Here is a 24,905-nt window from a genome sequence, read left to right as displayed (position 1 = left end):
GGCAGCTAATAAAACTTATGAAAATGGTGGATCGGGCCGTGACCGCGGCCGACGCTGAAGCGATCTGCCGCCGCAATCGCAGCGCTGACCCACGCCTTGGCGTTACGCACGGCGGTTTCCATGCCCTCGCCCTTCGCGAGTTCCGCTGCAATCGCCGAGGACAATGAGCAGCCGGTGCCATGGGTATTTTTCGTCGCAATGCGCGGCGCGGCCAGCGCGATGGTGCCGCTCGTGCCGATCAGATAGTCGATGCACTCGGCGCCCTCCCCGTGGCCGCCCTTGATCAGCACCGCCTTGCAGCCCATGGCCAGCAATCGCCTGCCCTGGCTTGCGACGGCGGCCTCACCCGCAGCCACCGGTTCGTCGAGCAGCGCGGCGGCCTCAGGCAAATTGGGCGTAATGACCGAAGCTAACGGAATGAGTTTTGTCCGCAGCGCCTCGACCGCTTCCGCAGCCAGCAGCCGGTCGCCGGAGGTTGCGACCATCACGGGATCGAGCACAACATGCTTCGGCGACCAGCGCTTGAGGCCGGCGACGATGGCGTCGATAATCGATGGCTGCGCCACCATGCCGATCTTGACCGCTCCGACGTCGAGATCGGAAAACACCGCATCGATCTGCGCGGTCACGAACTCCGCCGGCACCTGATGGATGCCGCTGACGCCTTCGGTATTCTGTGCCGTCAGCGCCGTGATCACGGAGGCGCCGTAGACGCTGAGCGCGGCAAACGTCTTCAGGTCGGCCTGGATACCGGCGCCGCCAGAGGAATCGGAGCCGGCGATGGTCAGCGCGATCGGCGCCGTCATCGCAAGCCTCGTGCAAGTCGTCGGTTGAAGGCCATGTAATGTCCTACCGCGCCATGGCATGGGCAGCAAGCTGGCTTGCCATTATCGGCGGTTTTTGGCCTATTGGGACCAACTAATTCGGAGACGACAGCGATGGTTCCCTTCTTTGTCCAGTTCAAATGCAAACTCGGCCAATCCTATGCCGTCGCCAATGCGCTCGCGGAGGCTGAGATCGCCTCGGAGATCTATTCCACCGCCGGTGACTACGATCTGCTGGTCAAGTTCTACGTCGATAAGGACACCGACATCGGCCATTTCGTCAACGAGAGGGTGCAGGTGATTCCAGGGATCCAGGACACCCACACCATCATCACCTTCAAGGCGTTCGGCACGGGTTAGGCGTCGGCCCGCCTCCCCAAGGCCGCGTCCTTGGCGCGGCCGATAGGCCCCTGTGATGGAGGGGCTGCCAGCCCTGCCCGTCTGCCACGCCAATTGGGCGCCCCGACCGCAGCGGATAGTTAACGACGTTAACCATGGCATGCTTTTGCCATAAGGGGATCATGCTACCGCCTTGATATTTTTGATTATCTAGGGCGTCGTCAATCGGAAGTTCCGCGGCGGGGACGGTCCGAGGGGGAAACGGTCGCGAGTACCACCATGGGGACGCTGTACGATTTGCTCGGAGCGCTTCCGAGTGATGACGCCGAGGAATTGCGGAAGGCATTCCGCAAGGCAGCGAAGGCGACTCATCCCGATATCAATCCCGACGATCCCGATGCTGCGCTGAGGTTTAGGGAACTCATGCGCGCCTATGACATCCTGACCGACACCGAGCAGCGCGCGACCTACGATCAGTTGCTCGCCATTGCGCTGCAGCCGCCGGCCACCAAGGCAATCCAGACATACGAGACCGTACGAAAGGTCGCCTCCAACACGATGGCGGCAACGGTCATTTCCGCGGTGCTGGTCGGCGGCTACACGGTGTTCGGATTGTTTTCAAAACCGCCGGGCGCCGCAGAAATCGCAGATGGCGTGCAGCAGGTTGCCGCGCTGCAGCCCGACGCTACCGCGCAGGACGGATCCCGTGCCCAGCGCGAAGAAGAACTTTCAACCGGCAGCGTGGCCCCCATCGCTGCCACGGCACCCGCCGCAAAGGAAGCCCGCGCCGCGCCGCTCGGCCGCTTCGAGCCGGTCCCGGCCTTCGCCACGTACAATCTCGGGGTCCAATATTATCCGCGCTTCGCAGCCGCCTATTTCGATCGCGGCGGCGTGCTGTATCGGGTGGGCGATTTCGATCGCACACTCGGTGACGTCGCTTTGACCAAGCGCTCCACGGATTTGAAGCGGGCCAAAGCCGCCACGCCGCCCGTGCCGCGTAAGCCGCTGTCGATCGTGCCGACCTTGCCGGAGCGGCGCCAACCGATCACCGCAGCCGTGACGCCCTGACGACGCGCGAACTCGCGTCTCACGTAAGAGCTCTCAGCCTTCTTTCGCTTTCTTCGGCCGCGGCGGTCCCTCAACCGGCGCCAGCGACTTGACATACTCCGCGATGGCATCGCGATCTTCCGGCGGCAATTGCGAGGTGTTCTTGATCACGCGGACCATCGATCCGCCTGCGCTGTCGCCATCCGGCGTTTGCCCAGTTTCGAGGAAGTAGGCGATATCCTTCGCGCTCCACTCCTCCAATCTTTTCTGGGTGATGTTGGGCACCCAGCCCTCTCCTTCCGGATTGGGCCCGCCTGCGAAGCGTTGCGCCTGGACGATACCGCCGAGGAAGTTGCGCGGGCTGTGGCACTCGGCGCAATGACCCATACCGTTGACGAGGTAAGCCCCGCGATTCCACGACGCCGAATGTGAGGCGTCGGCTATGTGAGGCTTTCTGTCCATGAACAACCATTTCCAGACGCCGATGTTGCGGCGGATGTTGAATGGAAACGGGACGTCGTGACCGCGCGTCTTGCCGGTCACCGGCGCAAGCGTCTTCAGATAGGCAAAGAGATCGCGAACGTCGTCGACGGAAGCGTTCTGGTACGACGTATATGGAAAGGCCGGAAAATAATGCACGCCGTCCGGCGACGTCCCCTTGAGCACCGCCGTCACGAAATCAGCCTCGCTCCAGCGGCCAATACCGTAGGTGGGATCTGACGAGATGTTGGGAACGTAAAACGTCCCGAACGGAGACGGCATTGCGAGTCCGCCGCCCAGTTTCAACCGATCGGGCTGGTTGGGAACGGCATGGCAGGAGGAACAGCCCCCGGCATTGAACGTTGCAACGCCATTGGCAAGGTTCGGCGTGCGGGGAGGAAGTGAGGCTGGGGCAACGACCGTCGGGATCGTCAGCCACCAGAAGACACCGGCGCCGGCAACGCCAGCCAAAATCAAGGCAAGGAGAATTCGTCGCAGCATTCACTGATCCGTTGTCAGGGAGTCCTAAACTCAACAACCAGTATGAACGCACTTTGCGCCATAGGCTTCTACGAAAATTTCGAGCCTTTGTCGGCGCTGCGGGAATAAATTCGCCAAGCCGTTGTTTTGAGGCTGACATCGCCGTTTTGACGTCAACAGGGAGAAACACCATGTCGAACAAAACCATGCTTGTCACGCTTGCGTTGGGGGCAGCGATTGCTTTTGCCGGACCCGCGTCTGCCGACAAGATGAAGGCGACGCTCGACGGCAAGGCCCAGGTGCCGCCCAACACCAGCACCGCCAAGGGCACCGCCGACATCGACTACGATCCCGCCAGCAAGAAGCTGAGCTGGAAGCTCTCCTATTCCGGCCTGTCCGGCCCTGCCACCGCCGCGCATTTCCACGGGCCCGCAGAGGCCGGCAAGAATGCCGGTGTCGCTGTCGCCATTCCCAATGCGACGTCGAGCCCGGTCGAGGGCAGCGCAACGTTGACCGATGCGCAGGCCGCTGACCTCGTGGCCGGCAGGTATTACATCAACATTCACACTGCAGCCAATCCGGGCGGCGAAATCCGCGGTCAGGTAACCAAATAAATCAAGTCACCAAGTAAATTTGGTGACGAAGTAGGTAGGTTTGAACGCGAGTAAACAAGAAACAAGGGTAACACAAAAGGGCGGACGCTTCGCGGCGTCCGCCCTTTTTGTGAGGTCACAGCCTGATCCGGACAAATGTGTAGCGGTTCTTCGAGAAGATCATGCTCAAGTTAGAATGCGATCAGCCCTTCTTGATCCGGTATGTCTCGTGGCAGCCGCTGCACTGCTTGCCGATGACAGGCAGTTCCGCCTTTAGCGTGTCGAGATTCTTGACCTTGCCTTTGGCATCGGCGACGACCTTGGCGAAGCTCTTAATTTGGGACTCGAAGCCGGCCTTGTCTGTCCAGATTTTCGGCGAGGGGTCGTAATCACCCTCGAACTTGACGCCTTTCATGCTCTCGGGGAACAGCGTCGGAAGGTTCTTGGCGGTGTCATCGAACTGGGCCAGCGCGGCATTGACAGTCGACTGGTCGTAAGGCTTTTCGCCTTTGACCATCGCCGACAACGCGCCTGCGTTCTTGCCATTGTCCTTCATCATGGCCTGGGTCCGCTTGAGCTGGTCCTGCTGTGCAACGACCGCACCGGCACTGAATGCAAGCACGGCTGCGACGACGACGATCCGCTTCATTGGCAAAATTCCCTTCAATTCGGGTTTGTACCGGCCCCAAGATGGTGCAGACCGGCTGTTTGCAAACACCGCATTTGGCGCATCATTCCGCATGCGACAAAATATCAGAGATTATGCCGTTTCTGCGCCTCGCGGATCGCGATCCAGACCCGCTCGGCCGTGGCCGGCATGTCGATGTGGTCGATCTTGTACTCGCGCCAAAGGCCCTCGATGATCGCGTTGACCACCGCGGGGCAAGAGCCGATCGCGCCCGCCTCGCCTGCACCCTTGACGCCGAGCGGATTGGTCGTGCACGGCACGTTGTGCGTTTCGAAATGGAATGACGGGCCGTCGGAAGCGCGCGGCACCGCATAGTCCATGAAGGTGCCGGTGACGAGTTGACCGTCGGTCGCGCTGTAGACCGCGTGCTCCATCAAGGCCTGACCGATGCCCTGCATCGCGCCGCCATGCACCTGACCGGCGAGCAGCAGCGGATTGAGCGTCACGCCGAAATCGTCGACGATGACATAGTTGACGATTCTGATGATGCCGGTTGCGGGATCAATCTCGACTTCGGCGAGATGCGTGCCGTTCGGGTAGGTGCCGTCGGCCTGCGCGAACGTCGCGCTCGCATTCAGTTTCGACGGATCGACGCCTGGCCGCTTCGCGAGGTCTGCAAAACTGATCGAGCGATCGGTGCCGGCGATGCGCACGACGCCATTGCTGATCTCGAGGTCGCCGGCGCTGGTCTCCAGCGCTTCGGCCGCGATCTCCTTCAGCTTGTTGCCGAGTTCGCGCGTGGCGCGCTCGACGCTGACGCCGCCGGTCGGGATCGACGACGAGCCGCCGGTGCCGAGCCCGGTGGCGATCTTGTCGGTGTCGCCCTGCAAGACATGGACACGCTCCGGCGGCACGCCGAACTGCTCGGCAACGAGTTGCGCATAGGCCGTCTGGTGGCCCTGCCCGCTCGACTGTGTGCCGATCAGGATGTTGATGTCGCCGTTGGGATCGAGCGCGACGTTAGCGGTCTCCTCGCCCATCGTGCCGCAGATCTCGACATAGCAGGACATGCCGATGCCGCGCACGAGACCTTGCTTCTTCGCCGCCTTGGCGCGCTTCGGAAATTCCTTCCAGTTGGCGACTTCCATCGCGCGCTTCATATGCGCGGTGAAGTCGCCGGAATCGTAGACCTTTCCGGTTGCGGTCTTGTAGGGCATCGCCTTCGGCGGAATGAAGTTCTTGCGCCGGATCGCATCCGGCGTCATCCCGCGCTTGCGTGCCGCTGCATCGACCAGCCGCTCGACCACATAGGCCGCTTCGGGGCGCCCGGCGCCGCGATAGGCGTCGACCGGCACGGTATTGGTGAATACGGTGCGGACGCGGCAGTGGAAGGCTTGGATGTCGTAGAGCCCGGGCAGCATGCCGGCGCCGCCATGCGGGATGTAGGGCCCAAAGGTCGAGAGATAGGCGCCCATGTCGCCCATCAGATCGACGTCCATGCCGAGGAATTTGCCGTCCTCGGCCAACGCCATCTTAGCCGTCGTGACGTTGTCGCGGCCCTGCGCGTCGCCCATGAAGTGATCGGAGCGATCGGCGGTCCATTTGATGGTCTTGCGCAGCTTGCGCGCAGCCACCGAAATCAGCGCATACTCGCGGTAAGGAAAGAGCTTTGTGCCGAAGCCGCCGCCGACGTCGGGGCAGATCACCCGCATCTTTTCCATCGGAATCTTCAGCACCATGCCGCACAGGATTTCGCGCAGGCGATGGCTGCCCTGGCTGCCGATGGTCAACGTCAGATGATCGCGCTTGGCGTCGTATTCGGCGACCGCCGCGCGCGTCTCCATGAAGTTGGTGATGACGCGCGGGTTGACGATCGATATCTCGGCGATCGTATGCGCCTTGGCAAAGGCGGCCTCAGCCGCCTTCTTGTCGCCGATCGATACGTCGAACAGCACGTTGCCGGGCTTGTCAGGCCAGACCAGCGGAGCGTCTTTCTTCACGGCGTTGACGACGCCGACCACCGATGGAAGCGGCGTCCAGTTGACGTCGATCGCTTCGATCGCGTCACGGGCCTGGTCGATGGTGTCGGCGACCACGAAGGCGACGGCGTCGCCGACATGGCGCACCTCGTCCTTGGGAAGTATCGGATAGGGCGGGCCGGTGAACGGATCGACTTCCAGGTTGAACAGGCACGGCAGGTCGCCGAGATCCCTGACGTCGTCGGCGGTCAGGATCGCAGCCACGCCCGGCATCGCGCGGGCCTTGGTGACGTTGAGGGTGAATTTCGCGTGCGCATGCGGCGAGCGCAGCATCAGCGCGTGCAACGCCGGCTGTGGCGAATGGTCGTCGGTATAGCGGCCCTTGCCGCGAATGAGCGCGTCGTCTTCCTTGCGAAGAACGCTTTGACCGACGCCGAACTTGATGGGAGCTGCCATCGTCTCTCCAATTCCCGGTGTTTCGAGCGGCCGCATATTGCAGCGGTTGTCGGCTCAGCGCAAACCGCTTTCGCCCGACGAATTCGTGATTGCGGCGCAATGCGGATCACGCGGAGCTGCGTCCGGGGCGCGCTCGCCGGAATTTTTCGTTTAACTATAGAGATTTAGCGCGAGGATTGGCGATCGCGAAGGAGCGAGAACAGCCACCCCCTGCCGAACAGCAGCAGGATACAAACCCCGTACACGAACGCGCCGGATGCAATCAGCAACGCCAACACGGTCTCATCGCGGAACGTGTGCATCTGCGCAAAATAGACGCTCGCGAATCGCGCGGTGGCCCACAACGAGGCACCGAGCACGACACCGGCCGCGGCGAACTTGGCGAGCGACGTCATCCAGGCGCGGTCGAGCTCGAGGTAGCCCGCCCGCACCGCGAAGGCGAGCACCAGCAAGAGATTGACCCAGGCCCCAATGGCGGTGGCGAGCGCCAGGCCGATTTGTGCCAGCGCGCCCATCAGCGCGACCTTCAGTGCGACGTTGACGGCAACGCCGGTCAGCGCAGCCTTGACCGGCGTCGCGGTGTCCTGCCGGGCATAGAAGGTTGCTACCGCACTGCGGATGGTCACGAACGGGATGAGTCCGATTGCGTAAGCGGCCAGCGTGGCGCCGGCAGCCACCGCATCCGCGTTCGAGAACGCGCCGCGCGCAAACATCGCGCGCATGATCACATCAGGCACGGTCAGGAAGGCGGCGACGAAGGGCACCGAAAACAGCAGCGAGAATTCGAACGCCCGCCGCTGCGCGGCGGATGCACCGGTGATATCGTTCGCCGTGAGGCGCCGCGACATTTCCGGCAGCAGCACGGTGCCGATCGCGATCCCGATCACGCCGATCGGCAACTGGTTGAGACGGTCGGCATAATACAGCGCCGAAAGCGCGCCTGCCGGCAGAAAGGTCGCGATGATCGTATCGGCGAACAACGCGATCTGCGTTCCCATCGAGCCGATGGTCGCAGGCCCCAGCGCCCGGAAGAACGCACGCACGTCTTCGTCGAATTTGACGAAAGCGAATTTCGGCAGGATGCCGGTCTTGGCCGCGTCGCCAGCCAGCAGCAGGAATTCAAGGATGCCGGCAAGCAGAACGCCCCATGCGGCGGCGTAGCCAGCGCCCGGAAAGAACGCCGCCAGCGCCAGCGTCGCCATCATCGACAGATTGAGGAAGATCGGCGCGGCGGCAGCGCTGGCGAAGCGATGCATCACATTGAGCATGCCGCCGTACAGCGTCACCAGCGTGATCAGCAGCAAATACGGAAACGTGATCCGCGTCAGCGAAATCGCCAGTTCGCCACGCGCCGGATCGTCCTTGAACCCCGGCGCTAGAATGGCGATCACTTCCGGCATGAACACCCAGGCCACAACCAGCAAAACAACCTGCGCGGCGAACAAGAGCGAGAAGATCCGATCGGCAAACAGTTTTGCCGATGCTTCGCTTTTGCCGTGCAGATGCGCATAGGCCGGCACGAAGGCAGCGTTGAAGGCACCTTCGGCGAAGATAGCGCGAAAATGATTGGGCAGCCGCAGCGCCACGAAAAACGCGTCCGCGACGGGGCCTGCGCCGAGAATCGCGGCGAGCATGATATCGCGCGCGAATCCGGTCAGCCGCGAAAGCAGCGTATAACCGCCGACGGTGAAGATGCGTCCAAGCATGCGCCGCTTCTAGCGCATATTCGCAAAACGGGGAAATCAGTCCGCTAGCAGCTTAGCCTTGATGTTGACCGAAACCGGCCACCACCTTGCTGACGCTGCCCTTCGGGTCGGGTTCACGCCTGAAGCGCGCCGCGTACCGCCTTGATGACCCGCTCCTGCGTCGGCTCTTCGAGATAGGCATGTATCGGCAGGCTGATGACGTCGGCGGACAGGCTCTCGCACGCCGGCAGTCCGCCATCCGCGACTGGGAAATTGCGATAGGCGGTCTGCTGATGCATCGATTTCGCGTAATAGATCGCGGTCGGAATCCCCTGCGCTTTGAGGTCGGCAGCGAAGCGGTCACGGTCCGTGCCTTTGGGCAGGCGGATCGTATAGCAGGCCCAGATCGAGCTGCAGCCGCTGGCAAGACGGGGCACCGTCACGACATTGCCGAGCCCCCGCGCATAGCGCTCCGCGACCACATTGCGCGCCGCGATCTCGTCCTCGAAGATTTTTAGCTTCTCGATCAGAATCGCAGCCTGCATGGTGTCGAGCCGCGCGGTGAGCCCGATACGGACATTGTCGTATTTGTCCGAGCCCTGGCCGTGGACGCGGATGCTGCGCAGCGTTTCGGCCAGCGCATCGTCGTCGGTGAAGATCGCGCCGCCGTCCCCGAAGCAGCCGAGCGGCTTTGCGGGAAAGAAGCTGGTGGTGGTCGCCAGACCGAAGGTGCCGAGCCGGCGGCCCTTGTAGGTGGCGCCAAAGCTCTGGGCGGCGTCGTTGAGCACGAAAAGGCCCTCGGCTTCGGCGATGGCGCTGATCGCGTCCTGGTCGGCCGGCTGTCCAAACAGGTCGACCGGAATGACGGCGCGCGGATTCAGGCCACGCTGCCGCGCCGTCGCGATTCCGCGCTTGAGCGAGCCGGGGTCGATGTTGAAGGTCACCTCATCGACATCGACGAAGACGGGCGTGGCACCGGTCAGCACCACCACCTCGCCGGTCGCGCAAAAAGTGAAGGACGGACACAGCACGGCATCGCCTGGGCCGATATTTTTCGCCATCAGCACCATCAGCAGCGCGTCGGTGCCGCTGGCGCAGCTCACCACATGCTTGGCGCCGCAAAATTTTGCCAGCGCGGCTTCCAGCTCAGTGACCTCCGGTCCGTTGATGAACTGGCAGTGATCGAGCACGCGGGCAACGGCCTCATCGATCAATTTGCCGAGCCGGCGGCGCTGCGCAGCGATATCAGCGAAGGGAACGGGTTCTGGACGCATGTGCTGGTTCATGGAGTCTTGCTCGGTTCTGGAAGGAATTCAGCCGGCGATACGGCGCGGCCCCTTGCGCGCGGCGGAGGCCGCGGGCTTGGCGGGCTGCTCGAGGCAGCGAATGGCGATTTCAAGACTGGCGACGCCCTCGTCGCCGGAAACCGCCGGCATATTGCCGGTGCGGACGGCATCGAGGAATGCGATCAGCTCGGCGCGTAGCGGTTCGTCATGACCGACGGGCAGATGCCGCATCGAGTAGCTGCCGTCGGGCTTGAAACCGAAGCACTCGGTCACCTGCCGTGTCAAAAGATCGCCCATCACATATTTGCCGCGGGTTGCGACCGTAACGCTGCGCGCCTTGAACGGGGTCAGCCAGTTGGTGTTGATATGGGCAAGCACGCCGGAGGCGGTGCGGAACTGCAAGAGCGCGATGTCCTCGCGCTCGGCAACCGCGCTGGAAAGCTGCGGCTGCACCTCGACGATATCGGACTCGGTGAACCAGCGGATCAGGTCGATATCGTGGACGGCGAGATCGATCACGACGCCAACATTGGACATCCGCGGCGGAAACGGCCCGACGCGGGTGATGCCGATCGAAAGAATGTCCTCGCCCGAGATCGCCTGCTTGATCGCGGCGACTGCCGGATTGAAGCGCTCGACATGGCCGACCATCAGCGTCACGCCGGCACTACGCGCCGCATTGACGATGTCCTGCCCTTCCTCGACGGTCGAGGCCACCGGCTTCTCGACCAGGAGGTGGATGTTGCGGGTAATGCAGGCGAGCGCAATCTCGTGATGGAGATGGGTCGGCGCCGCGATCGTCACGGCATCGACGCCCTCGTCAAACAGCTCGTCGAGTTCGGCGAACGCACGGCAGCCGGCGAGCGCGGTGGCGCGCGCGCGGTGTTCGGGTAACGGATCGACAATGCCGACCAGCGTCACGCCGGGTAGACCGGCCAGCACGCGGGCATGGTTGCTGCCCATCACACCCGCGCCGACTACGCCGACGCGCAAGCCGCGTTTTGCGTCGGCCTTCGCGTCGAATGCGGACCCTTTGGAACTCATGTTTTGTCGACCCCAAGCAGATTTTAAGCAGATTCCAGGCAGAATTGCGCCGGTAATATCCCCGGCGGTTCTCTAGCACGCCATCACAGATGTGGCGAACGCGATCGACCGTTTTCGGACACGTTTTGATTCAAAGAATTACAACCGCGGGCCCGGTAAAACTACGGTCGGCTCAACTGCGCTGGTAGTCGTCCTCGATGCGGATGATGTCGTCCTCGCCGAAATAGCTTCCGGTCTGGACCTCGATCAACTCGAGCTGAATCTTGCCCGGATTTTCCAACCGGTGCACGGCGCCGATCGGGATGTAGATCGATTCGTTCTCGTGCACGGTCTTGACCAGTTCGTTGACCGTCACCTGCGCCGTTCCTCGCACCACGATCCAGTGCTCGGCGCGGTGGTGGTGTTTCTGCAGCGACAGCCGCCCGCCCGGCTTGACGATGATGCGCTTGACCTGATGCCGATCGCCATTGTCGACCGACTGATAGGATCCCCAGGGCCGATGCACCCTGATGTGGTCTTCCGTCACCTGCGGCGCCACTGTCTTCAGTTTCGCGACCAGCCGCTTCAGCCCGTTGGCGTCCTTCTGCCGGCTCACCAGCACGGCGTCCTGGGTTGCGACCACCACGAGGTCGTCGACGCCTTCGAGCGCGACCAGCGCGCGATCGGTCGATACGTTGCAATTGCGCGAATCCTCAAACACGGCTGCGCCGCGCGCCGCGTTGCCTTCGCCGTCCTTGCCGGACAATTCCCACACCGCATGCCAGGAGCCGACATCGGACCAGCCGCACGCGACCGGCACGACCGCGGCACGCGAGGTCTTCTCCATCACCGCATAGTCGATGGAGATCGATTTCGCCGATCCGAACGAGGCCTCGTCGAGCTTGACGAAGCCGAGGTCGGTGCCTGCCTTCGTCACTGCATCAGTGACGGCTTGGACGCTGTCCGCATCGACCTTGCCATACTCATCCGACAGCACGGCAGCGCGGAACATGAAGTTGCCGCTATTCCAGAGATAGCCCGACTTGACGTAATCAGCAGCGGTTGCCGGATCGGGCTTCTCGACGAACTTCGCGACTGCGCGAACCTTGCCGGAAATGAGTTCGCCGGGATTGATGTAGCCATATTCGGTGGCGGCGCGTTCGGGCTGCACGCCGAACGTCACGATGTGCCCGGCTTCCGCGGCAGCCAGCCCTTCGCGGCAGGCGGCGAGGAAAGCGGGCGTGTCGCGCACCACATGGTCGGCGGCGAGCGCCAGCACGATGGCACCCTTGTCGCGCGCTTGCGCAAAGGCAGCGCCGGCCGCGATCGCAGGCCCGGAATCGCGCCGCATCGGTTCGAGAAGCACGTCGGCTTCCAGTCCGATCTCCGCCAGTTGCTCGAGCACCATGAAGCGATAGGCGTTGTTGGTGATGATGACGGGCCGTTCGAACAGACCAGCATCCGAAACCCGCAACAGCGTATCCTGGAACGTCGAACGCGCGCCGAACAGGGACAGGAACTGCTTGGGATGAACCTCGCGCGAGGCCGGCCACAGCCGCGTTCCGGCGCCGCCGCACATGATGAGAGGAATAATTCGTCGGTTCATCGGCGCCTCAAATCAAATCCTGTAGTAGTCGCGATACCAGGCAACGAAGTCGCGAAGCCCTTCCTCGATCGAAGTCTGCGGCCTGAAGCCGGTGTCGCGCATCAGTTCGGTTACGTCAGCAAAAGTCTCGGTCACATCTCCGGGCTGCATCGGCAGCATCTCCTTGACCGCCGCACGGCCCAATTCCCGCTCTAAAACCGCTACGACATGGGTCAGCTCTTCCGGATGATTATTGCCGACATTGTAGACTTTTGCAGGCGCTCCGGCGCCCTGCCCGCCGTCGCGCGGGGCCTGGTCGACCAGCCGCAATACGGCACGCGTCACGTCCTCGATATAGGTAAAGTCGCGTCGCATCCTGCCATGGTTAAAGAGCCTGATCGGGGTACCCTCCACGATCGCCTTGGTAAACAGGTAAACCGCCATGTCGGGCCGTCCCCATGGCCCATAGATGGTGAAGAACCGCAGGCCCGTTACCGGAAGACGGTAGAGATGGCTGTAGGAATGCGCGATCAGCTCATTGGCCTTCTTGGTGGCAGCATAGAGGCTGATCGGATGGTCGGTCTTGTCCTCCACCGAAAACGGTAGTTTCGTATTGGCGCCGTAGACCGATGAGGACGAGGCGTAGACCAGATGGCCGCATCCATGATGCCGGCAGCCTTCCAGCACGTTGACGAAGCCCGCTAGATTGGCATCGACATAGGCGTGCGGATGATCGATCGAATAACGCACGCCGGCCTGGGCTGCGAGATGCACCACGCTTGGAAAGCGGTGTTTGGCGAACAGGTGTTCCACTGACGTGCGACTAGCGAGATCGATCTGCTCGAATGTGAAACCCTGCTCCCGGCGCAGGACCTCCAGCCGCGCCCGCTTCAACGCCGGATCGTAATAGTCGTTGAGATTGTCGAGCCCGATCACGGCGCGGCCTTCGGCCAGCAGCCGGCGCGCAACGTGGAAGCCGATGAAACCCGCAGCTCCGGTGACCAATATGGGTTGATCCGGCATCGTATCCTTGGAAGGCGCCGCTCGATGGCTGAAATTTCTGTCGCCAGGCCTCTTTACCTGCGTTGCCGAGGCCACCGCAACACCTACCAGTCCCGCTATTGCCAGATCGGCCCGAAAACCATACCAAGGCGCCCGAATTGCATCGCTTTTTGCACCCTCCTCTCAAACCCGGCACGGGCGAGATGCGCCGAATCCTGCTTTCGACATTGAAGATACTGGTCTCGGCGGCGCTCTTGTATTTCTCGTTGCGCAAGGTCGACCTCGCCGACCTCGCGGCCCGCATCGACGTTTCCAGCCTGGCCTGGATCGGCGTGGCGATTGCCGTGTCGTTCCTCCAGATATTCGTCGGCGTCCTGCGATGGCGCGAGATCGGGGCGGAATGCGGCGCGCCGCTGCCGACCCGGCAGGCGATGCGCTTCAACGTGATCGGGATGTTCTTCAACCAGACGCTACCGTCCTCGATCGGCGGCGATGCGGTCAGGCTATGGCTCGTCGCGCGCAACGGCGCCGGCTGGCGGGCGGCGACCTATTCCATCTTCGTCGACCGTGCCATCGGCCTGATCGCGCTCGCCGTCGTCATCGTTGCGAGCCTGCCGTGGAGCTATCGCCTGATCACCGATCCCCATGGCAGGTCAGCGCTGCTGTTCGTCGATTTCGCGGCGCTTGCCGGTGGCCTCGGATTTCTCCTGCTCGGCAGGCTGCGGTGGCCGTGGCTGAAGCACTGGTGGGGCACCCATCACATCCACGCCTGCTCGGTGATCGCCAATCGCGTGCTGTTCAGCCGCACTCACGGCCCGAAAGTCGCGGTGCTGTCGTTATTGGTGCACGTGCTTGCCGTCGTCATCGCCTGGTGCGTGGTGCAGTCGATCGCCGCCCCCGTTGTGTTCGGCCAGATATTCCAGCTTGTTCCGCCCGTCATGCTGATCACCATGCTGCCGATCTCGATTGCCGGCTGGGGTGTCCGCGAAGCCACCATGGGGCTGGCGTTCGGGTATGCCGGCCTGATGGCCAACGAGGGCGTCAACATCTCCCTGCTCTATGGCGCGGTATCCTTCATCGTCGGCGCGATCGGCGGCCTGGTCTGGATTTTCAGCGCCGAGAAAGCCGCGCAGGGCGTGACATCGATTGAAGTTCCCAAATAATTTTCGAACAACATGCCGCGCGGGTAGAATGGCCAATTCGCAACTATTGCTGTCGTTTGCCACAGTAGTGACGGCTGCGCTGTTGTCGGCCGTCCTGACATGGGCGATCCGGCCGCTGATGGTGCGGATAGTGCTGGCAAAACCGAATGCTCGCTCTTCCCATCGGGTTCCGACACCGCAGGGCGCGGGCGTCGCGGTGATCGCGGCCACGCTGATCGCGGCGGCTGCGGTCATCGCGCTTGCCGACGCGGCGGAGATGAGAATTCCCGTCGCCGTGTTCGGCGCGACGCTGTTCATCGCGGCCGTCGGCTTCGCCGATGACGTCAACTCGATTCCCGTGGTGCCGCGGCTATTGCTGCAGGGACTGACCGTCGCGGCAGTGATCTTGGTCGCCCCCGACAGCTTACGGATCGTTCCTGCCTGCCCGCTCTGGCTCGAGCGCGGCCTCCTGATCCTCGCAGGGCTGTGGTTCGTGAACCTCGTCAACTTCATGGACGGGTTGGACCTGATGACGGTCGCCGAGATCGTGCCCATCACCGGCGCACTCGTTCTGCTCGGCTGGCTCGGCGGACTTCCGGCATCAACGATGGTCGCCGCCGCAGCACTGTTCGGCGCGATGCTCGGCTTCGCGCCCTTCAACCGGCCGGTAGCAAAAATCTTTCTCGGGGACGTCGGCAGCCTGCCGATCGGCTTGTTGGTCGGCTGGTGTCTCTTGCAACTCGCCTGGCATCAGCAAGTGGCAGCGGCGCTGCTGTTGCCGCTCTATTACCTCGCCGATGCGACCGCCACGCTGCTGCGGCGCGTCGCGCGGCGCGAGCCGTTCTGGGCCGCGCATCGCACCCACTTCTATCAGCGCGCCACCGACAACGGCTTTTCGGTATCGCGCGTGGTGAGCGAAGTGTTCGCGCTCAACCTCGTGCTGGCTACGCTGGCGGTCGGCGCGGCCATGACCTCGTCCGCTGCGATAGCCGGCCTGTTACTCGGTGCTGGAGGCGCCGCGACGGCGCTCTTGATGCACCGTTTCTCACGCCGTCAACCGTCTCGCGTCTGATCCAGCTACTTCTGCGCGAGTTCCCGGATTAGCCCGCAATAGTCGTCCATGGCGATCTCAAAATCGAAGCGCTTGGAGATTTCAGCTGCGCGCTCGGCCCGTTGCGGGTCAATGGAAGCGGCGGCACGACCGACCGTTTTCGCCAGTTCATCGGCCTTGCCGGGTTCGACGACCCAGCCGACATCGTGCTCGGTCACCGTCAACGCCGCTTCGGCATCCGCTTCGGAAACCAGGATCACTGGACGGCCGATCGCCAGCAGATTGTAGAACCGGCTCGGCACCGATATGCCGGCAACGTTCTTGCGATACGGAATGATCCAGGCGTCCGCGGCCGAAAGAAAGGCCTCCAACTGCTCGTCCTCGACGCGGTCGACCAGGGTGACGTTGGAAAGTTTTGCCTCGGCCTGCAGGGCCTTCAACTGGTCGAACCCGATCCCCCAGCCCGACAGCAGGAAGTGTATATCCTTGTCGTCGCGCAGCAGGCGCGCCGCTTCGAACACGATGACGGGATCGTGGGTAAAGCCGAGATTGCCAGACAGTCCGACGACGAAGCGGGCGGAAAGCGAGCGGCGGTACGGATTGTCCGGGTCGATCGCGCGAACGCCACGTGCAAGTGTCGCCCAGTTCGGAATGAAGCGGATCTTGTCACTTGTCATTCCGCCATAGCGCAGCAGCAGCTTCTCGGTGTCGCGGCCGATGATGACGACGGCATCGAGCGCGCGAAACATCGGCGCGTTCAAGGCGCGCATCGCTTTCGCCACGATCGACTGCGGCTTCAACAGGCCAGCCATGACGAGGACGTCGGGATAGAGATCGTGCATGATCAGCGCTGATCTCGCGCCTTTCAATCTGGCCGCGGCGGCAAAAGCGTAAGGCAGCATGAAGGGCGCCGGCACGGTCAGCGTGACGTCGCCGCGCCGCAACCTCGCCAGCAGCACGAAAAACATCCGGACCGTGAACAGCAATTCGGCCACGGCGCGCCTTCCCAGCGCGCCCTTGCCCGGCATCCAGTTCTTGACCTCGACGACCTCAGGCTTGCCCGCTTGCGCCGATATCGCGGAGCCCGCCGTTCCCGACAGCACCGTCACCTCGGCCTCCTGCGCCACGTGGTCGGAAATCGCGGCCATGATCGCCGCCGTCGTGCTCGGATCGGGCGGATAATGCTGGCTGACGACGACGACTTTTCCGGACTTCTGCATCATGGCTTCCGAAGGGGCACGAATGGCCGCGGGGACGGACCAGGCGAGGCAGCAAAATCAGGCGGCGTTCGATCCGAATTCCGGCACGGCATCCTTGAGCACCGCACGGATGGTGGAGCGGTCATCCCGCGCGATTGCATCCTCCAGCGCCGCAAGCCATTTGCGCAAGGTCTGCATCGGCGGCTCATTCGGCTTCGCCGCCATGATGCCGGCCACCCCGATCTCGGCCGTCGGCTCCTCGGTGGCGAACAGGATCTCGTTCAGCCGCTCGCCCGGCCGTATGCCGGTGAACACCACCTCGATGTCGACGCCCGGTTCGAGGCCGGACAGGCGGATCATCCGCTCGGCAAGCTCCACGATCTTGACCGGCTGTCCCATGTTGAGGACATAGACGGAGACGTCGGGCCGCGCCGGCGTCAGCGCGTGCGTGGCTGCGGTCAGCACGAGATCGCAGGCTTCGCGGATCGTCATGAAGTACCGGACCATGTCCGGATGCGTCACCGTGACAGGACCGCCGGCCTCGATCTGCGCCTTGAACTTCGGCACCACCGATCCGTTCGAGGCCAGTACGTTGCCGAACCGCACCGAGATCAGCCTCATGTGCGGCTTGCCCTCCGATTGCGTCATCAGGTCGTGGTCGAGCGCCTGACAATACATTTCGGCGAAGCGCTTGGTCAGGCCCAGCATCGAGACCGGCTCGATCGCCTTGTCGGTCGAGATCATCACCATGGCTTCGGCGCCCGCCGCCTGCGCGGCGTCGGCGACATTGACCGATCCGAAGATGTTGGTCTTGACGCCCTCGCTCCAATCGCGCTCGAGGATCGGCACGTGCTTCAGCGCGGCGGCATGGAACACGATATCGGGCTTGAACTCCCGCATCAGGCTTATGATCCGGTCACGATCGCGGATGTCGGCGATCCGGCCTTCGATGGCGGCATTGGCTGCGCGTGCCGTCAGCGCTTCCGTGACCGCGTAAAGCGCCGGTTCCGAGTGCTCGATCACCAACAGCCGCGCAGCGCCAAAGGTCGCGACGCGGTCGCATATCTCCGAACCGATCGAGCCGCCGCCGCCGGTGACGATCACTGCCTTGCCCTTCACCAGCGTTTCAAGCCGCGCGTAATCGATCTTCTCGCTTGGCCGCAGCAAAAGGTCTTCGACGGCGACATTGGTCAGCCTCGGCACGTCGCCGCCTTCGAGCGACGGCAGGCGGCTGACGAATAGCCCGAGCCGCTTGGCCCGCATCAGAACCGCCTCGGGATGCGCCTCGGGTTCGAACGCCGATGGCGTCATGACGACCCGCGAAATCGGCTTTCCCCGCCCGGCATAATCGCGGACCACGTCCTCGACGTCGTCGATCCCACCCAGCACCGGCACGTTGCGGATCGACTGCCCGCGGTCCGCGGCCGAAGGCGACAGCACGCCAACCGGCCAAAGCTGCTTGACTGCGCCGCTCTCGATCGCGCGCAACAGCACCTCGGCGTCGGCGGCGCGGCCGATCAACAGCGTCGCCGATGCGCCTTCGGTCCGGGCATGGCGGCGAACCCGCGTGTAGCGGAAATAGCGATATCCGAAGCGGAGTGCGCTCAGCGCGAACACCTGCAGAAACCAGTAGAGCACGATGGTGATACGGCCGAACAGCACCGGCGCCTTGCCGTTCGATGCGGCGAAAATGAAGGCGTAGTCCAGCACGATAAGCGCGACCGCCAGAATGGTCGCCACGCGCAGGATATTCAGTGCATCGGGAAGCGAAATGAAACGCCATTTCGTCGTCGTCAGATTGAAGACGTAGCAGATAACGATGCTGAAGGCGACGAACAGCGGCAAGATCTTCAGCAGCAGGGGCAGGCGAGCATAGAAGGCCTCGCCTCCCTCGAAGCGCAGGTAGAAGCTTGCGAGCAGCGCAAGCGCAGTCGCCAATGCATCATGCGCTGCGATCAGGTAATTGCGACGGGTCAGTTGCGAAAGAGGCGTCATTCCGTTGGCCGGCTGCGGAAACGATCGGGATTCGCGGAGCGTCCCTCGCCCGCTGATATCTTATCTGCGGCGTGCATGCCAGCAATCATGGCCGGACTGTTCCGGAAGATTCCGCCGCCTCTGATCTGGCGCGCAGCACCATGCCTCCCGCAACTCCGACGCCCAGCACATACATCCAGCCTTCATGGAAGTCGAAGATGTGGGAGTTGAATAGCGAGGTGAAGATATTCTGCACTACGACCAAAAGCCCGATCCAATTCGCAAGCCCATCGCCACGGAACAGGAGCAGGTGCAACAGCCACATCGCGTACAGTATGATGACACCGACAATGCCCCATTGCACCGCGACGTTGAGCGTCTGGTTATGGGGATTTCCGATCACTTCGCTGCTGGCCTGGTATGAGTCGTGCGTGGCGACGCGCTCGAACAGCCCACGCGTCGCGCCCGTGCCATGGCCTATCAGCGGCGCCTCGGCAAAGAAGCCGAGAGACTTCCGCCAGAACTCGAGCCGCAGCCCGATCGATGTCGGAATGTTTTGTTCCTTGTAGAGCTGGTAGTCCCGGGCAAACGTCTCCGCGGTCCGGCGCAACGCCGGCGAGGTCTGCCAGGCAACGGCGGCGAACGCGGCCGCAACGCACAGGATGATGACGATGCTGCGCCACCTCAGATGCAACAGCGCAAACACCGCGAACATGATCGGCACCGTGACCAATGCCGTGCGCGACACCACCAGAAACGCCATGTTGACGAAGAAGCCGAAGGCGGTGGCGATGAGCAGCACGGCCAGCGCAATCCGCTTTGCCCGCAGCAGCATGACGACCGGATAGGCCAGCGCAACCGCGCATAGCGTGAATTCCTGGCTCTGGGCGATGTAGTTCTTGACAAAGATGCCGCGTGCGGCGAGCTCCGGCGTCCGCAACGAAAGTTCGGGACGCAAAAACACCAGCCAGGACATCAGCATCAAGAGCGTGCACGAAGCGAGGAACGCCACAAACACCCACGACCCGCGCGCCGAGCGCTCGAAATGATAGAGCAGGACCGGAAGCACCAGGAGCTTCGCGGCCGGCCCCACGGCATAGAATCGCGCGCCCCAAGCGGCGTCCGACCACAGGGTTCCAACAAACGCCAGAACGAACAGGGCGATCGGCAGCGCAGAAATCGGGCGCTTCAGCGAGGCAAGAAAGCCCTTCAACTCGACCGTCGGCGCAACCGTGGCCAGAAGCACAGCGCCGAAAATGCCGACCAGCGAAGTCGACCATGGCAGCGACAGCGCAAGCAGGACCGCGACGACGTCGCTCACCTTCATCCATGCGGCGGGATCGCGCCAGATCGGCAGCGCCTTGGCGATCGGCGACGAAGCTGCGTTCGCGCTCACGCCTTGCCTCCCCGGGCGCGGCCGACCAGCGACGTCGTGCTGTGGCCCGGCAGGATATCGACGAGCACGACTTCGCCGCCGGTAGCCTCGACGATCTCGTGGCCGACGACCTGCTCGCGCGTATAGTCGCCGCCCTTGACCAGCACGCTCGGCCTCACCCGCGTGATCAGGTCGATCGGCGTGTCCTCCGCGAAGATCGCGACGAGATCGACCGCCTCCAGCGCTGCCAGCACTTCGGCGCGCGCCCGCTCATCCTGCACCGGGCGCCCCTCGCCCTTCAATCGTTTCACCGAGGCATCGCTGTTGAGGCCGACGATCAGGCGGTCGCAGGTGCCGCGCGCCGCCGTCAGCACTTTGACGTGGCCGGGATGCAGAATATCGAAGCAGCCATTGGTGAAGCCGATGCGCAGCCCCTGCCGGCGCCACTCCGCCAGAGGCATCGCGAGATCGCCGCCTGCCGGCACGATCTTCTCTTCGGCCGCCAGCGACGCATGCGGCAGGATTTTCCGCCGCAGCTCCGCGGGTGTGACGGTAGCGGTGCCCTTCTTGCCGACCGCGACCGCGGCCGCGGCATTCGCCATCCTGAGCGCCGTCTCCCAATCGGCTTGGGCCGCAAGCGTCAACGCCAGCACCGCGGCAACCGTGTCACCCGCGCCCGAGACGTCGCGTACCTTGACCGGAAGCGCCGGCACATGGATCGCCTCGCCGCCGCGAACCACCAGCGTCATGCCGTGTTCGCTTTGCGTCACCAGCATGGCCTCGCAGTCGGCAAGATACATCGCGTCCTGCGCCGCCTCGGCAATGTTCTGGTCAGTGTCGGCGCGGCTGCGGGTCGCTTCGGCAAACTCCTTGCGGTTGGGAGTCAGCAGCGTGGCGCCGCGATAGATCGCAAAATTGGCGCTCTTGGGATCGACGATCACGCGCTTGCCGAGCTTTTTCGCGGCGTCGATGATGTTGCGGATGACGCGCGCCGTCAGCACGCCCTTGGCATAGTCGGACAGCAGCACGATGTCGGCGCGGGGCACAAGCGGCAGGATCGCATCGATCACCCGCTGCTCGACATCGGCCGAGGCCGGCACGGCCTGCTCCCAATCCGCGCGCAGCATATGGGTGGAAAAATGCTCGGAGACGAAGCGCACCTTGCGTGTGGTCGGACGGGAAGGATCGGATACCAGCACGGCCTCGATCAGGCTTTCCCGCGCCAGATCGGCCTTCAGCTTCGCGCCCGCCTCGTCTTCGCCGATCAGGCCGGCAAAGATGCAGCGTGCGCCGAGCGAGGTGATGTTGCGCGCGACGTTGCCGGCACCGCCGACATTGGTCTCGCTACGCTGGACCGCGATAACGGGCGCCGGTGCTTCCGGCGAAACACGGGATACGTCGCCATAGACGAACTCGTCGAGCATGAGATCGCCGACGCAGAGCACGGTCTGATTTGGGATCGCCTGGCTCAGGGCTTCAAAATCGAACATCTGTCTACCTGGTGCCCATCAGCGAAAGCGATCGGGACGATCGAGAAAAACCTTCACATAAGTCTCGACCGCGTCTTCGAGCGCGGTGAAACCGCCATTATACCCGGCGTTCAGCAGCCGATCGACCTCGCTCTGGGTGAAGTACTGATAGCTGCCGCGGATCTGCTCGGGCATATCGATATACTGGATGTTCGGTGTGATGCCGAGCGCGGCATAGGCCGACAGCATCAGATCGCGAAAACTGCGCGCCGTGCCGGTTCCGACATTGAAGATGCCGCTCACATCAGGCGTCGCGAGCAGCCACATCACCACCCGCACGACGTCGTCGACATAGATGAAGTCGCGCCGCTGGTCCCCGTCGGCGATCCCTTCCCGATGCGACTTGAACAATTGCACCGGACGGCCGGCCTTGATGTCGTCGAAGCGCCGCGCCAGCACGCTCATCATCGTGCCCTTGTGATATTCGTTGGGGCCGAACACGTTGAAGAACTTCAATCCCGCCCAGTGCGGCGGCAGCCGTTCGCCGCGCGCTGAGCGTTCGGCGACCGCCATGTCGAACAGATGCTTGCTCCAGCCATAGAGGTTCATCGGCCGCAGCCGCTTCAGCGCGTCCATTGACTGGTCGTCGCCAAACCCCTGCTCGCCGTCGCCATAGGTCGCGGCCGAGGACGCGTAGATCAACGGCGTGGCGTTGGCCGTGCACCAGTCGAGTAACCGCATCGACAGACGGAAATTGGTCTCGATCACCAGGTCGCCGTCGGTTGCCGTGGTCTCGGAAATGGCGCCGAGATGGATGATCGCCTCTAGCCGGCGGCCCTTCAGCCAGTCCAACAGTTCCGAAGGCGGTACAAAATCGGCCAGCCGGCGTTTGGCCAGATTGCGCCATTTGCCGTCATGGCCGAGCACGTCGCACACAACGACGTCCCGGCCAGCGTCATTCAACGCAGCCACGACGTTCGACCCGATAAAACCGGCACCCCCGGTCACCAGCAACATGCCATCCCCTGCCATGATTGTTCGGACGAAAGCTTTGCCTCACTCCCGCGCGGCAGGCAACTTTGTTCCTCGGCGGATCGAAGAACGAATCGACCGGCTTTACGTGTCGCCTTGGAGCGGTTACCGACGGGCCGGCAATTGGTTAGCGGCGAAACAACCAAGATATGAATTTTAATTCACCAAATGGGACCGAAATGGAAGATAGCGCCGACACCAGGCCTATCCTGATCGTTCCCTATATGTGGATTGGCGACTTCGTCCGCGGCCATACGGTGGTGCGGGTATTGAAGCAGCGCTGGCCGAACCGCCCGGTCGACCTCCTGGTGACCCCCCTTTGCGCACCGCTGGTCGACTATATGCCCGGCGTCCGGGCGGGCATCGGCTGGAACCTGCCGCGCAGCCGGCTTGCGCTGGCCAAGCAGCGGAGCCTCGCCACCGAACTGCGCGCCCGCGGCTATGGAACCGCCCTCGTCCTGCCCCGCACCTGGAAGGCGGCGATTGCGCCCGCGCTGGCCGGGATCCCCGAGCGCGTCGGCTTTTTCGGCGAGGCGCGGTTCGGGCTGATCAACCGGATGCGCTGGGGCGAAAAAGCCCTGCCCCGCTTTATCGACAAGAATGCCGCGCTGGCGCTGCCCGATAGCACGCCGCTGCCGCCGGAATGGCCAGTGCCGCAGCTCGTGGTTCCGCCGGAGGAAACCGCCCGGTGGCGGCAGGCGAGCGGGCTCGGCACAGGTCCCGCCGTAGCGCTCGGCCCGGGCTCCGTCGGCGCCTCAAAGCGATGGACCTATTATCCGGAAGCCGCGCGGCTCCTGATCGAGCGCGGCCTCGACGTCTGGGTGGTCGGCGGTCCCGGCGAAAAGACGCTGGCGCAGGAAATCGTCTCCGCCACCGGCGGCAAGGCCCGCGACCTCACCGGCACTGATCTGCGCAACGGCATACTGGCGATGGCGGCGGCGAGCGTGGCGATCTCGAACGACTCCGGCCTGATGCACATCGCGGCCGCGATCGGCACGCCGACCATGGGCATTTTCGGCCCCACCAGCCCCTATCTCTGGGCGCCGCTGAACGGCCTTGCCGCCACGGTGCTGCAGACCAAATCGAAGCTGTCCTGCCAGCCCTGCCAGCGCACGGTCTGCACCATGAACGACCACCGCTGCATGCGCGACATTGCGGCGGCCGAGGTGGCCGACATCGCGCAGCGCGTGATGGCTCAATCGAGCGTGCGATAGACTGCGGCGATCGCATTGGCCTCCGCCTCAAGACTGAACTTTTCCAGCACGCGCGCACGCGCCCGCTCGCCCATCGCATGTGCCGAGGCCGGATCGCGCATCAAAGGCTCAAGCGCCGCGACCAGCGCCTCAGTATCGCCCGGCGGCGTCAGCACGCCGGTCACACCGTCCTCGACCACGAACTCCGCTGCGCCTGCCCGCGCCGCCACCAGCGCCGCACCTGCCGCCATCGCCTCGATCAGCGTCAGGCCAAAGCCTTCGTTGCGCGAGGTGAACGCGTAGATCGTCAGCCGCTGATACCAGCGCTGTACTTCCTCGATTTCGAGCTCGCCCGTGATGACGATGCGCGATTGCAGCCCGGCCGCCTCGATCTGCCGTTTCAAGCCGTCGGCAAAACCCTGCTGCTCCGGCACGACCGCGCCGACGATGACAGCGGTGAAATCCGGGTAGCGCGGCAGCAACCGGCACATCGCCTCGACGAACACATCCGTGCCCTTTTGCGCGCGCACCCGCCCGAAGCAGCCGATCGCGTAATGTCCGGGCAGTTTCGCCTCGGCAAACGCCGCTGCGCGATCCGCCGGCGGTGTGTAGGCGTTGGTATCGACGCCATGCATCACCACCGTCGCCTCGCGCTTGAGAAACGACGCCGACAGTTCGGAAGTGGCGATCACGGCATCCATCTGCCGGATCAGCCAGCGCGTCAGCCAGGTGTGATGCCGCTGCGCCGCCGAGGTGAAGACCAGTTTCAGCGGCCAGCCGAGCGCACGCAGCAAGACGCCGACAATCATCTCGTCATTGCGTCGCGCGTGCCAGATCACGGAGTGGCGACGGCGCCAGAGTTTCAACAGATCCGCGAAACCCATCCGCGCGATGCCGTCGGGCGCGTGCGGCCCGAGCCATGCTGCGCGGTACATCTGCGCGAGCTTCGGCGCCACCATCCGGTTGGTCGCCGTGACGCCCGAATAGCGCCTGTGCAGATTCGGCACAATGAGCTGCAGATCACTGGCCAAATTGTTCTCGATCGGCACGTCCGGCTCCGTTT

21 protein-coding genes are annotated in these 24,905 nt (G+C 63.5%); 6 read left to right on the top strand and 15 right to left on the bottom strand.

Features of this window, described 5'->3' with window-relative positions; all coding sequences use genetic code 11:
- Positions 1-5 precede the first annotated feature (5 nt).
- A complete protein-coding gene (thiD, locus tag V1278_RS16070) occupies positions 6-806 on the bottom strand; it encodes a bifunctional hydroxymethylpyrimidine kinase/phosphomethylpyrimidine kinase (protein WP_334381496.1) in 801 nt (266 codons plus the stop codon).
- Between the two features lie 132 nt (positions 807-938).
- Between thiD and V1278_RS16065 the strand changes: the two genes are divergently transcribed.
- Together V1278_RS16065 and V1278_RS16060 are read left to right on the top strand one after the other, a co-directional pair.
- Positions 939-1,184, top strand: coding sequence for an Lrp/AsnC ligand binding domain-containing protein (locus tag V1278_RS16065; RefSeq protein ID WP_213256806.1), 246 nt, complete (start codon positions 939-941; stop codon positions 1,182-1,184).
- A 258-nt stretch (positions 1,185-1,442) separates the two neighbouring features.
- Complete coding sequence (locus V1278_RS16060; RefSeq protein WP_334381495.1) at positions 1,443-2,231, top strand: J domain-containing protein; 789 nt, start codon at positions 1,443-1,445, stop codon at positions 2,229-2,231.
- A 33-nt stretch (positions 2,232-2,264) separates the two neighbouring features.
- On the opposite strand, the gene V1278_RS16055 is transcribed toward V1278_RS16060, so the two are convergent.
- On the bottom strand, positions 2,265-3,191 hold the full coding sequence (locus V1278_RS16055) for a c-type cytochrome (protein WP_334381494.1): 927 nt from the start codon (positions 3,189-3,191) through the stop codon (positions 2,265-2,267).
- Between the two features lie 170 nt (positions 3,192-3,361).
- Here V1278_RS16055 and V1278_RS16050 point away from each other — a divergent pair, with 170 nt between their 5' ends.
- Complete coding sequence (locus V1278_RS16050) at positions 3,362-3,784, top strand: CHRD domain-containing protein (RefSeq protein ID WP_334381492.1); 423 nt, start codon at positions 3,362-3,364, stop codon at positions 3,782-3,784.
- Between the two features lie 181 nt (positions 3,785-3,965).
- Here V1278_RS16050 and V1278_RS16045 read toward each other — a convergent pair whose 3' ends face one another.
- The 7 genes from V1278_RS16045 to V1278_RS16015 all read right to left on the bottom strand — a co-directional run bounded on the left by V1278_RS16045 (position 3,966) and on the right by V1278_RS16015 (position 13,428).
- Entirely contained in the window at positions 3,966-4,412 is a 447-nt protein-coding gene (locus V1278_RS16045) for a c-type cytochrome (RefSeq protein WP_334381491.1), read from the bottom strand.
- A gap of 104 nt (positions 4,413-4,516) precedes the next feature.
- The gene (locus V1278_RS16040; protein ID WP_334381490.1) at positions 4,517-6,826 is read right to left on the bottom strand and encodes a xanthine dehydrogenase family protein molybdopterin-binding subunit; all 2,310 of its coding nucleotides are present in this window, start codon (positions 6,824-6,826) and stop codon (positions 4,517-4,519) included.
- Between the two features lie 164 nt (positions 6,827-6,990).
- On the bottom strand, positions 6,991-8,532 hold the full coding sequence (murJ, locus tag V1278_RS16035) for a murein biosynthesis integral membrane protein MurJ (protein ID WP_334381489.1): 1,542 nt from the start codon (positions 8,530-8,532) through the stop codon (positions 6,991-6,993).
- 113 nt (positions 8,533-8,645) lie between these two features.
- Complete coding sequence (locus tag V1278_RS16030) at positions 8,646-9,797, bottom strand: DegT/DnrJ/EryC1/StrS family aminotransferase (RefSeq protein ID WP_334381488.1); 1,152 nt, start codon at positions 9,795-9,797, stop codon at positions 8,646-8,648.
- A 27-nt stretch (positions 9,798-9,824) separates the two neighbouring features.
- On the bottom strand, positions 9,825-10,841 hold the full coding sequence (locus V1278_RS16025) for a Gfo/Idh/MocA family oxidoreductase (protein WP_334363799.1): 1,017 nt from the start codon (positions 10,839-10,841) through the stop codon (positions 9,825-9,827).
- A gap of 172 nt (positions 10,842-11,013) precedes the next feature.
- Positions 11,014-12,426 (bottom strand): mannose-1-phosphate guanylyltransferase/mannose-6-phosphate isomerase, encoded by a 1,413-nt coding sequence (locus V1278_RS16020; RefSeq protein ID WP_334381487.1) that lies wholly within the window; start codon positions 12,424-12,426, stop codon positions 11,014-11,016.
- 12 nt (positions 12,427-12,438) lie between these two features.
- On the bottom strand, positions 12,439-13,428 hold the full coding sequence (locus tag V1278_RS16015; RefSeq protein ID WP_334381486.1) for an NAD-dependent epimerase: 990 nt from the start codon (positions 13,426-13,428) through the stop codon (positions 12,439-12,441).
- Positions 13,429-13,610: 182 nt separating this feature from the next.
- Here V1278_RS16015 and V1278_RS16010 point away from each other — a divergent pair, with 182 nt between their 5' ends.
- Positions 13,611-14,570 (top strand): lysylphosphatidylglycerol synthase transmembrane domain-containing protein, encoded by a 960-nt coding sequence (locus V1278_RS16010; protein WP_334381485.1) that lies wholly within the window; start codon positions 13,611-13,613, stop codon positions 14,568-14,570.
- 28 nt (positions 14,571-14,598) lie between these two features.
- Positions 14,599-15,621: a glycosyl transferase gene (locus V1278_RS16005; RefSeq protein WP_334381484.1), complete on the top strand. Its 1,023-nt coding sequence runs from the start codon at positions 14,599-14,601 to the stop codon at positions 15,619-15,621.
- A 5-nt stretch (positions 15,622-15,626) separates the two neighbouring features.
- Here the strand turns inward: V1278_RS16005 and V1278_RS16000 are convergent, their stop codons facing one another.
- From V1278_RS16000 to rfaD, 5 genes are all read right to left on the bottom strand, one after another.
- Complete coding sequence (locus tag V1278_RS16000; RefSeq protein WP_334381483.1) at positions 15,627-16,820, bottom strand: glycosyltransferase family 4 protein; 1,194 nt, start codon at positions 16,818-16,820, stop codon at positions 15,627-15,629.
- 57 nt (positions 16,821-16,877) lie between these two features.
- A complete protein-coding gene (locus V1278_RS15995) occupies positions 16,878-18,794 on the bottom strand; it encodes an SDR family NAD(P)-dependent oxidoreductase (RefSeq protein ID WP_334381482.1) in 1,917 nt (638 codons plus the stop codon).
- Positions 18,795-18,879: 85 nt separating this feature from the next.
- Positions 18,880-20,169 carry an O-antigen ligase family protein gene (locus V1278_RS15990; RefSeq protein ID WP_442893649.1) on the bottom strand — a complete coding sequence of 430 codons (1,290 nt, stop codon included), beginning with the start codon at positions 20,167-20,169 and terminating at the stop codon, positions 18,880-18,882.
- Positions 20,166-21,638 (bottom strand): D-glycero-beta-D-manno-heptose-7-phosphate kinase, encoded by a 1,473-nt coding sequence (gene rfaE1 / locus V1278_RS15985; RefSeq protein WP_334381481.1) that lies wholly within the window; start codon positions 21,636-21,638, stop codon positions 20,166-20,168. Before rfaE1 ends, V1278_RS15990 begins: the two co-directional genes overlap by 4 nt.
- A gap of 18 nt (positions 21,639-21,656) precedes the next feature.
- Positions 21,657-22,634 carry an ADP-glyceromanno-heptose 6-epimerase gene (rfaD, locus tag V1278_RS15980; RefSeq protein WP_334381480.1) on the bottom strand — a complete coding sequence of 326 codons (978 nt, stop codon included), beginning with the start codon at positions 22,632-22,634 and terminating at the stop codon, positions 21,657-21,659.
- Positions 22,635-22,798: 164 nt separating this feature from the next.
- Between rfaD and waaF the strand changes: the two genes are divergently transcribed.
- Entirely contained in the window at positions 22,799-23,863 is a 1,065-nt protein-coding gene (gene waaF / locus V1278_RS15975) for a lipopolysaccharide heptosyltransferase II (protein WP_334381479.1), read from the top strand.
- Here waaF and V1278_RS15970 read toward each other — a convergent pair.
- On the bottom strand, positions 23,845-24,891 hold the full coding sequence (locus tag V1278_RS15970; protein WP_334381478.1) for a glycosyltransferase family 4 protein: 1,047 nt from the start codon (positions 24,889-24,891) through the stop codon (positions 23,845-23,847). The two genes, waaF and V1278_RS15970, sit on opposite strands and share 19 nt — an antisense overlap.
- Positions 24,892-24,905: the final 14 nt, after the last annotated feature.

It is taken from the genome of Bradyrhizobium sp. AZCC 1577, assembly GCF_036924575.1.
Classification (GTDB): domain Bacteria; phylum Pseudomonadota; class Alphaproteobacteria; order Rhizobiales; family Xanthobacteraceae; genus Bradyrhizobium.
Note: the sequence above shows the minus strand (reverse complement) of the source record. Positions and strands in the feature narration are given on the sequence as shown.

What these genes read in the sequence shown, in the direction of transcription:
- V1278_RS16015 (WP_334381486.1), bottom strand. Translation starts at nt 13,428, where the DNA reads ATGCCGGATCAACCCATATTGGTCACCGGAGCTGCGGGTTTCATCGGC.
- waaF (WP_334381479.1), top strand. Translation starts at nt 22,799, where the DNA reads ATGAATTTTAATTCACCAAATGGGACCGAAATGGAAGATAGCGCCGAC.
- V1278_RS16060 (WP_334381495.1), top strand. Translation starts at nt 1,443, where the DNA reads ATGGGGACGCTGTACGATTTGCTCGGAGCGCTTCCGAGTGATGACGCC.
- V1278_RS16005 (WP_334381484.1), top strand. Translation starts at nt 14,599, where the DNA reads ATGGCCAATTCGCAACTATTGCTGTCGTTTGCCACAGTAGTGACGGCT.
- V1278_RS16000 (WP_334381483.1), bottom strand. Translation starts at nt 16,820, where the DNA reads ATGCAGAAGTCCGGAAAAGTCGTCGTCGTCAGCCAGCATTATCCGCCC.
- V1278_RS16050 (WP_334381492.1), top strand. Translation starts at nt 3,362, where the DNA reads ATGTCGAACAAAACCATGCTTGTCACGCTTGCGTTGGGGGCAGCGATT.
- V1278_RS16010 (WP_334381485.1), top strand. Translation starts at nt 13,611, where the DNA reads ATGCGCCGAATCCTGCTTTCGACATTGAAGATACTGGTCTCGGCGGCG.
- rfaE1 (WP_334381481.1), bottom strand. Translation starts at nt 21,638, where the DNA reads ATGTTCGATTTTGAAGCCCTGAGCCAGGCGATCCCAAATCAGACCGTG.
- V1278_RS16025 (WP_334363799.1), bottom strand. Translation starts at nt 10,841, where the DNA reads ATGAGTTCCAAAGGGTCCGCATTCGACGCGAAGGCCGACGCAAAACGC.
- V1278_RS16030 (WP_334381488.1), bottom strand. Translation starts at nt 9,797, where the DNA reads ATGAACCAGCACATGCGTCCAGAACCCGTTCCCTTCGCTGATATCGCT.
- V1278_RS16040 (WP_334381490.1), bottom strand. Translation starts at nt 6,826, where the DNA reads ATGGCAGCTCCCATCAAGTTCGGCGTCGGTCAAAGCGTTCTTCGCAAG.
- V1278_RS15995 (WP_334381482.1), bottom strand. Translation starts at nt 18,794, where the DNA reads ATGACGCCTCTTTCGCAACTGACCCGTCGCAATTACCTGATCGCAGCG.
- V1278_RS16055 (WP_334381494.1), bottom strand. Translation starts at nt 3,191, where the DNA reads ATGCTGCGACGAATTCTCCTTGCCTTGATTTTGGCTGGCGTTGCCGGC.
- thiD (WP_334381496.1), bottom strand. Translation starts at nt 806, where the DNA reads ATGACGGCGCCGATCGCGCTGACCATCGCCGGCTCCGATTCCTCTGGC.
- V1278_RS16065 (WP_213256806.1), top strand. Translation starts at nt 939, where the DNA reads ATGGTTCCCTTCTTTGTCCAGTTCAAATGCAAACTCGGCCAATCCTAT.
- V1278_RS16020 (WP_334381487.1), bottom strand. Translation starts at nt 12,426, where the DNA reads ATGAACCGACGAATTATTCCTCTCATCATGTGCGGCGGCGCCGGAACG.
- murJ (WP_334381489.1), bottom strand. Translation starts at nt 8,532, where the DNA reads ATGCTTGGACGCATCTTCACCGTCGGCGGTTATACGCTGCTTTCGCGG.
- V1278_RS16045 (WP_334381491.1), bottom strand. Translation starts at nt 4,412, where the DNA reads ATGAAGCGGATCGTCGTCGTCGCAGCCGTGCTTGCATTCAGTGCCGGT.
- rfaD (WP_334381480.1), bottom strand. Translation starts at nt 22,634, where the DNA reads ATGTTGCTGGTGACCGGGGGTGCCGGTTTTATCGGGTCGAACGTCGTG.